A 7,517-nucleotide genomic window follows, 5' to 3' on the forward strand; every position below is an offset into this window, starting at 1 on the left:
GGTACATGGCTTTGAGCCTTTAAGACTGTACACCATAACAGCGCGAAGTGCTGTAAATGGTTGCTACTTTCTGTGTACTGTAGAGACATGGTGGGTTCGTGCGGGTTTCCGCAAGCGGACATGAATACAAAAATAGTCGTCAGTCTACAAGATTTGGGTATAACCCGCCCCTACATAGATCTGTAGCGTAAATAAATAGATTTGATATGAAATAGGACGTTCCTGTTGTACAACTTATTTAGACTAATATAACCACGGAACAATTGACTAAAACAGAAGGGTTGGGGGGATCTTTTACCTCTAGCGCTATAATCAATGCCGTAGGCTATCGACAGTATGTGAAGACTGATTATGTTTAAAAACTGGACTTCTGATGATTGGATTAATCATATTGCCTTTATAGCGACAGTGGGGGTTTTAGTCTGGTCGTTTCTCTAGACGGCTAAGAATTCCTGAATCACATCTTTACTCAGTTCTTCCGTCGGCCCGGAGGCTACAATGCCGCCTTTTTGCATGGCGTAATACCAGTCAGCTTGACGGACAAAGTGCAGATGCTGTTCAACCAAGAGTACAGATATACCGGTTGTTTCAATGATTTTACGCACGGCTGCTTCAATTTCTAGGATAATCGAGGGTTGAATTCCTTCGGTGGGTTCATCGAGAACTAGGAGTTGGGGACGGCCCATGAGAGCGCGGGCGATCGCCAGTTGCTGCTGTTGTCCTCCGCTCAAGTCCCCTCCCATGCGCCATAACATGCTCTCCAGGACGGGGAATAGCTCGTAAATATAGGGGGGAATCTCCTTCTTTTTGCCTGCGCGTCCGGACTCCAAACCCAGGAGCAGGTTCTCTTTCACGGTGACTCTGGGGATAATCTCGCGACCTTGGGGAACATAGCCAATACCGAGTTTAGCGCGGCGATCGGGGGAAAGACCCACAATACTTTCGCCTTGCAAAACAATATTACCACTGCGCGGTTTTAGCACCCCCATAATCGTTTTTAGCAGGGTCGTTTTCCCCACTCCATTACGGCCAATTAAACAGACCATTTGTCCGGGTCTTACCCCCAAGTCCACATTCCGCAGAATATGACTTTCTCCATAGTAAACATTTAATTCAGATACTTTTAAAACCGGTTGAGAAGATACTTCTTGATTCATGGTTATAGCGCTTCGCGCTGGTAATTGGTAAACTGTCTAGATTTATCTCAGACAATGTGTTATTGCATTCTTTTTCTTAAGCTCAAGAAGGCGAATCACATGATCGGGGGGATTTTCAAGTTGCTGCCGTTCAGATTCTCGACAATAATTTAACCAATCGCTCATATATTGAGTGACATCTTCAGGATTATGCAAAAAGTAGAGAATTGTCGCATAAATTTTTTCTAAAGGCAAATGGTTGTAAAGTTTGTGAATTTCTTCTGCCGTTTTACGCTGATAAATGTATTCATACAAAATGCTTTCAATTCCGACCCTAGTTCCTTTGAGTCGAATATCATCTTTGGCCAAGAATTCAAAATAATCTTCTAGTTGCATGATTTCTCCTCATTTTGGATTCCTCTCAGTATAACTAACCTAATTTACCCGTGATCCTCGGTTTCTGATTCTCCCAGGTACACTTCAATCACCCGTGGATCGTTTTGCACTTCTTCGATGGAACCCTCACAGAGTACAGAACCTTGGTGTAAAACCGTGACTTTCCGGGCAATTTGGCGCACAAATTCCATATCATGCTCAATTACAATAATGGAATGACTTTCGGCTAAACTGAGCAGTAAATTTCCAGTTTGTTCCGTTTCTTCATCGGTGAGTCCAGCAACCGGTTCATCGACCAAGAGAAGATCGGGAGATTGGGCCACTAACATGCCGATTTCTAACCGTTGTTTTTCCCCATGGGATAAGAGCGCGGCTTGAATATCGCCCTTTAGGGAAAGTCCAGTAATCTCCAACAAGTGGTTCAGACGCTGGCGATCGCTTTTTGGAGGGCGACTAAAGAGCGTCGAAAGCACATTCTTATTGGTATTACAGCTCAGTTCCAGGTTTTCCCTAGGGGTCAAATTCAGATAAACCCGTGGCGTTTGAAACTTCCGACCAATCCCCAAACGGGCGATCTGATGTTCCGCCAAACGGCGAGTATTACGACCTTTGAAAAAAACTTGCCCTTCTGTGGGTTGAGTTTTCCCTGTAATCACATCTAGAAACGTAGTTTTTCCGGCTCCATTGGGGCCAATGATCACCCGCAATTCCCCTGATTCCATACTAAACGTAAGCTGATTGAGGGCCCTAAACCCATCAAAATCAACCGTTAAATTCTCAATCTCTAAAATTGCTTCATTCATGATTTTTCTTCAAACTGTTCCCGCTCTTGTTGTACTTCCGGGTCTTTTTCTAAACTCGGATAAGTCACCAGGGTTTTGGTTCCCAGCCTTGCCTGTAGCCAATTCCAGCCATCTGTTCTCAACCATCCCACTACTCCATTGGGCAATACCATCACCACAATTAGGAATAATGCTCCTTGAAAAAACAACCAAATTTCAGGAAATTGTTCGCTTAAGCCACTGCGGGCAAAGTTCACTAAAAGGGCCCCTAAAATTGCACCAACTAAGCTGGCTCGTCCACCCACAGCCACCCAGATCACCATTTCAATAGAGAAAGCAATATCCATGGCTTTAGGAGAAATAATTCCAGTTTGCAGCGTAAACAATGCCCCAGCTAACCCCGCTAATCCGGCAGAAATGGCAAATACGAGAACTTTATAACCGGTGGGATTATACCCGGAAAAGCGCACCCGACTTTCATCATCTCGAATGGCAATTAAGAGGCGACCAAAACGACCACTCGTGAGCCAACGACAGAGGGCATAAGTGAGAGCTAAAAAGAGGATAGTAATGATATAAAATCCGACTTGAGTTTTGGGGTCATTAACGGTAAAGCCGAGGAGAGTTTTAAAGTCGGTGAGTCCGTTAGTTCCATTAATCAGTTTTTGTTGTCCATTGAAGAAGTTGAAAAAGACAATGGTTGAGGCTTGGGTGAGGATGGAAAAGTAAACGCCGCGAATCCGATTTCGGAAGACGAGATAGCCTAAAAATCCCCCTAATAGAGCCGGAACCAGGACAACGGCTAAAGCAGCGAGGGGAAAGGGGCCAAAGGGTTGCCAAAACCAGGGCAGTTCGGTGACTCCATAAAGGGTCATGAATTCGGGCAGTTGAATACTGGAGTCGGGGGGAATTTGCAGTTTCATATGCATGGCGATCGCATAGCCCCCTAGGGCAAAAAATACACCATGACCCAAACTCAACAGGCCGGTGAAGCCCCAAATGACATCAATACCGAGGGCTATAATGGCTAAGGCTAAAAACCGCCCCAACAGGTTTAACCGGAAGGGGGACAGGATAAACGGCATGAGAATCATTAAGATTAGAGCAATCCCGATGACTAATCCTAATTCAATCCACAGGTTGCGGCGACGCTTTTTTTGTTGGGCAATTCGACCGACTTCTAGAATGGTTTCTGACATCTAAGGTTACTTTAGTTCGTCATATAAAACGGGTTTCATCTGTATGGGTTTTACCGCAGCATAGATGTTTAAAACTGTGTAGCTCGTTACCCCCAAGGCTCCTGTGTAGTATCCTAGGCTATCTTGTCCTTTCCAAAAGGTAAACTTAAAGCCGAGACGGGCTTTGCGATCTGCGGATAAGGGGTTAAAGGCTAGAGCAGTGACTTCCTGTTGGTGGCTATCAATGAGGTGAGCGAGGAGGTCATCGAGGACGCTGTGAGCTAATAAGTCGGGATAGAAGCGATCGCCGCTCATGTAGGGACGAAAGTCGGGAGAGTTTGGGTCAATTTTATCACCGTTTAATTTCAGTTCGCTTAAGGTAACTTCCTGAGTTTGCAGATGATAGCGATCGCCTTTACCGAGATAACTGAGCCGAATACCATCGAGATTAAATTCAGGGAGTTTCAGGTCTTGATGGGCATGGGATAAATCCATCACTAATACACCTTGGTCACCCACCACTTCCGCTTGATCGTTTTGCACCACCAGAGCCGTATTTTCATCAATGCCAAATCCCAGTTTATAACCGATCGCTTGCATGATTACGAGCGATCGCCCCAACCGTCCCCGGACTAAAAAATGCTGATCGACAAAAAAATCCGGGCCGATAAAGCCTAAACCTCGGTTAATTTCTCTTCCCCAGTGAACCCCGAATTTCATCACATCTAAAATCTCAGGAGGATTGCGAAACATGGTGGTACTCATGATCGCTGCACCTGCACTGGTTCCGGCCACTACTCCCCCTCGATGATAAATCTCCCAAATCACATCGAGCATGGGGGTATTTTCCCCCGATTCGGTATACAAAGCTTGGGTAATATAGGATTGATCTCCCCCAGTAAAAAAGACCCCATTACACTCTCGAACCTGGGCTAAAAGTTGGGGGTCATACACCGCTTCTCGGTAATCCACATCGCGATTTTTGACTGCCACGGGAATGGCGATCGCCTCTGCACCCTGCCCCCGCAGAGCATCTACTGTATAATTTGTTTTTTGAGGATTGCGACTTGCCGTCGGAAAAACGGCAATTTTAGCCCCTTTTCCTCCCGATAATTCCACAATTCGCTTCCAGACTTCATGATTATTATACCGGAGCGCACCCCCAATAATCACGAGCGATCCAGCCGGTTTGGAGACTTCAGACATTCGTTTACTCAGTCAGCTAACACTCATCTTCTCGAAGATACGAATAGAGGCCCTATTTTACCGGAAAAGGGGTGAATGACCGGGCGGGGTTCTGAACCAAAGTTAAGTTTTATGACAATTTTTGGGGTTTTGCATAAAAATGACCCAATTTTTCTGAGATCTAGGTCAAAAAATTGAGGATGATAACTTTACAAAAACTTCATGAAAATCACGGATAATTTTACCGAATCTTCATATTACTCCGAAAAAATAGTGATACTTTTAAACTTATTCCTTCTGCTAGTCGCTCAGGTGTCCTATGAGCTGGTTTAATTTCCTCTTTAAACCCGTGTTTTCAGGTAATTCTGCCTCAGAAACCCATAAAACCTTCATATTAGAACCCATCCTCACCCCTTCCGGCATAGTTGATTCTCTGGATGATGGGATAGATTTTGAGGGTGATGGACAAGAAAATACCGTAGAAAATACGGAATTAGAGTTAGATGACCCGTCTATCGAAAATATATCAGGAAATACCCTTGAAGACGGAAATCTTGTACCGGAAATCCCGGATGAAGATTTAGAAGAAATTCCGTTTATTTACGCATCAGAGAAAGAAACAGCCGGAGACCCTGAGCAAGAATCCCTAGAGCCAACTAGCACAGAGGAGAATTCTGGCTTAATTTTGGATTCAGAAACAGAACTAGATAGGGAAATTACGCAGGAATTAGCTCAGTTCGCAACCAATACAGAGGCTGATGGAGAAGCACCCGTTGAGTTATCCGCTTTGGGAATTACAGAAGAGGGAGTTGCACAACCCCAGTTTGATTCCGGTTACTTCGTGGTGGGGGAAACGGGAGAAGTGGGGGTTGATTATCTGTTTGATGGGGGAGGGTATAAGGGAGAACTGGGCATTTTTAGTTTAGGGGGAATGGAGGAGTATGACCCCGATACAGAAGAGTTTATCGCGGAGGCGGCGCGGCGATCGCACTCTAACTCAGAATTAGGTCATATTATCATCAGCGATCGCAGCGAAGGGGCACGGTTTAGCGGGGAACTGGGAGAAGCAGACCAAAATTCTGGGGAATATTTAGGCGTAAAAACCTTCAATATGAACTCTGGGGATAGGTTCGGGATGATGCTGGTTCCCAAGGGAAGAGTAGAACAAGTGGTGGATAATCCCGGAATTGGCGGTGCTGCGCGTCCTCTCTTTTCCCTGGCTACTGCAAATCCAGAAGATGGGTTTCATTGGGGACAAATTGTGGATGTCACCGGAGAAGGGAATACATTTGTCTTTGAAGATTTGCGCGTGGATGGCAAGTCCGATGGGGATTATAATGACCTGATTTTTCAAGTCAGGAATGCCACGGGAGAAGCGCGGCTTCTGGATGAAGTGATTGATACTGAACACGATTGGCGTAACTCAGATTTAGGGCAAACGTTAATTGAGTATACAAAGCCTTATTTGGTGGTGGAAGAACCGGGAGAGATTGAGTTAGAACCCGAACCTGAGCATCAGAAAATTGAGCATAAACCTTGGGAAGACCAGGTTTTAAAAGACTTAGAGGACGATAAGCCGGTGATTACGGTTCAGTTGCAGGAGTCGGAAAGCGAGGGATTAACGGATAAACAAAAAGAGGTTTTAGCGCAAGTCAAAGACCAGGGAGTGATTACGGTCATTTCCACGGCAGAAGAAACCGAAAATCTTGCGCCCATGGTGGCCGAAATTCAAGAAAATTTTGATAATGTTTTGGTCGTGGGACGGGGAGAACAAGAAAATTCAGATGTGCCGTTAGCTAAGGGGGTGGTGTCGGTAGATGATTCTCAGCTTGGCGATGATTTAGATGTGGTGGTTTTGGGAGAAGATGGAGAAATTACCAATCAGAATGCGGCGCAAGTGGTGGCAGAGGTTTGGGACGCGAATCCCGATTTAAGTTATCAGCAAGTGATAGAAACGGTGAAGGTGACGGCGACAGATTTGCAAGAGTCGGGAGAGTTGATTAATCCTGAAGCAGCGATTCATTTGGCTCGGTCTACTGTACCCCAGAAACTTGAGTTTTTGAGACTGCCAGAAAATCAAGCACCGGAAAATCTAGTGATTGCTGGGGATAGGTTTTATAACGCGGAGGAAAGTATCCATGTTTTTGGTCAAGTCACGGATGGGGATACTGCGCCAGATTTAGCCAAAGTCGTGTTTTCCCTGCAAGTTGAGGGGGAAGAGTGGCGAGTTTGGGATGAAATCAGCGAGTTTGAGGTGGATGCAGATGCGCCAAATACGGGTCATTTTAATCATAATTTAGCCGGATTATCTCCTGGTCGTTATCAGCTCAAGGTGGAAGCATTCGACCATCAGGGTGCAGTGAGCAATACGGAGATACAGTCGTTTACGGTGTTATCGGAAGAGAGCGAGTTAACGGATAGGGGGAGATGGGCGATCGCCGAAGCGGTAAACTTAGACAATTACGACCCAGAATACCTGAATAATACCCGCCAATGGGTCGTCAGTCTGCCCCCAGACATCGACAGTGAAGCCTTAGCGCAGCAGTTGGGAGTCACCCATGTAGGGCAAACCGGAAGCACCACCAACAGTTATATTTGGGAATTTCCCGTGGGAACCAGTCCCCAGGAAGTCGCTGCACAGTTAGCCGAAGTCGAGGGAGTCGAATATGCGTATCCCCTGGTGGAAGTTCCCCTAGAGTTTTATCCCTCCCATCAAGAGGCAATCTGGGAAAGTTTGCGCGAGACAATGGAACCAACTCCAGTCACACCAAGTGTCTCCGAAATGTGGCGATTGCTTCCTGGAGGTCGCAATGACGAAACTTTACCCGATGTCATGGCGA

Annotated in this window: 6 protein-coding genes; 1 reads left to right on the plus strand and 5 read right to left on the minus strand. The window is 45.9% G+C overall.

The annotated features are described in order from the left end of the window. Window positions 1-434: 434 nt before the first annotated feature. From urtE to PMG25_RS12040, 5 genes are read right to left on the minus strand one after another with little or no spacing between them, the layout of a single operon-like run. The gene (gene urtE / locus PMG25_RS12020) at window positions 435-1,157 is read right to left on the minus strand and encodes an urea ABC transporter ATP-binding subunit UrtE (RefSeq protein WP_283767146.1); all 723 of its coding nucleotides are present in this window, start codon (window positions 1,155-1,157) and stop codon (window positions 435-437) included. Window positions 1,158-1,199: 42 nt separating this feature from the next. Continuing rightward, entirely contained in the window at window positions 1,200-1,532 is a 333-nt protein-coding gene (locus PMG25_RS12025) for a DUF433 domain-containing protein (protein ID WP_283767147.1), read from the minus strand. Between the two features lie 44 nt (window positions 1,533-1,576). Further along, window positions 1,577-2,335 carry an urea ABC transporter ATP-binding protein UrtD gene (gene urtD, locus PMG25_RS12030; protein WP_283767148.1) on the minus strand — a complete coding sequence of 253 codons (759 nt, stop codon included), beginning with the start codon at window positions 2,333-2,335 and terminating at the stop codon, window positions 1,577-1,579. Then, window positions 2,332-3,513 (minus strand): urea ABC transporter permease subunit UrtC, encoded by a 1,182-nt coding sequence (gene urtC, locus PMG25_RS12035; RefSeq protein ID WP_283767149.1) that lies wholly within the window; start codon window positions 3,511-3,513, stop codon window positions 2,332-2,334. The genes urtD and urtC overlap by 4 nt, the downstream gene beginning before the upstream one ends. A 6-nt stretch (window positions 3,514-3,519) precedes the next feature. Beyond that, window positions 3,520-4,698 carry a cyanophycinase gene (locus PMG25_RS12040; protein ID WP_283767150.1) on the minus strand — a complete coding sequence of 393 codons (1,179 nt, stop codon included), beginning with the start codon at window positions 4,696-4,698 and terminating at the stop codon, window positions 3,520-3,522. Between the two features lie 298 nt (window positions 4,699-4,996). Between PMG25_RS12040 and PMG25_RS12045 the strand changes: the two genes are divergently transcribed. Further along, the coding region (locus PMG25_RS12045; RefSeq protein ID WP_283767151.1) for a DUF4114 domain-containing protein at window positions 4,997-7,517 on the plus strand (2,521 nt) is incomplete at its 3' end.

The organism is Roseofilum capinflatum BLCC-M114 (assembly GCF_030068505.1).
Classification (GTDB): domain Bacteria; phylum Cyanobacteriota; class Cyanobacteriia; order Cyanobacteriales; family Desertifilaceae; genus Roseofilum; species Roseofilum capinflatum.

What these genes read in the sequence shown, in the direction of transcription:
- urtE (WP_283767146.1), bottom strand. Translation starts at nt 1,157, where the DNA reads ATGAATCAAGAAGTATCTTCTCAACCGGTTTTAAAAGTATCTGAATTA.
- PMG25_RS12025 (WP_283767147.1), bottom strand. Translation starts at nt 1,532, where the DNA reads ATGCAACTAGAAGATTATTTTGAATTCTTGGCCAAAGATGATATTCGA.
- urtD (WP_283767148.1), bottom strand. Translation starts at nt 2,335, where the DNA reads ATGAATGAAGCAATTTTAGAGATTGAGAATTTAACGGTTGATTTTGAT.
- urtC (WP_283767149.1), bottom strand. Translation starts at nt 3,513, where the DNA reads ATGTCAGAAACCATTCTAGAAGTCGGTCGAATTGCCCAACAAAAAAAG.
- PMG25_RS12040 (WP_283767150.1), bottom strand. Translation starts at nt 4,698, where the DNA reads ATGTCTGAAGTCTCCAAACCGGCTGGATCGCTCGTGATTATTGGGGGT.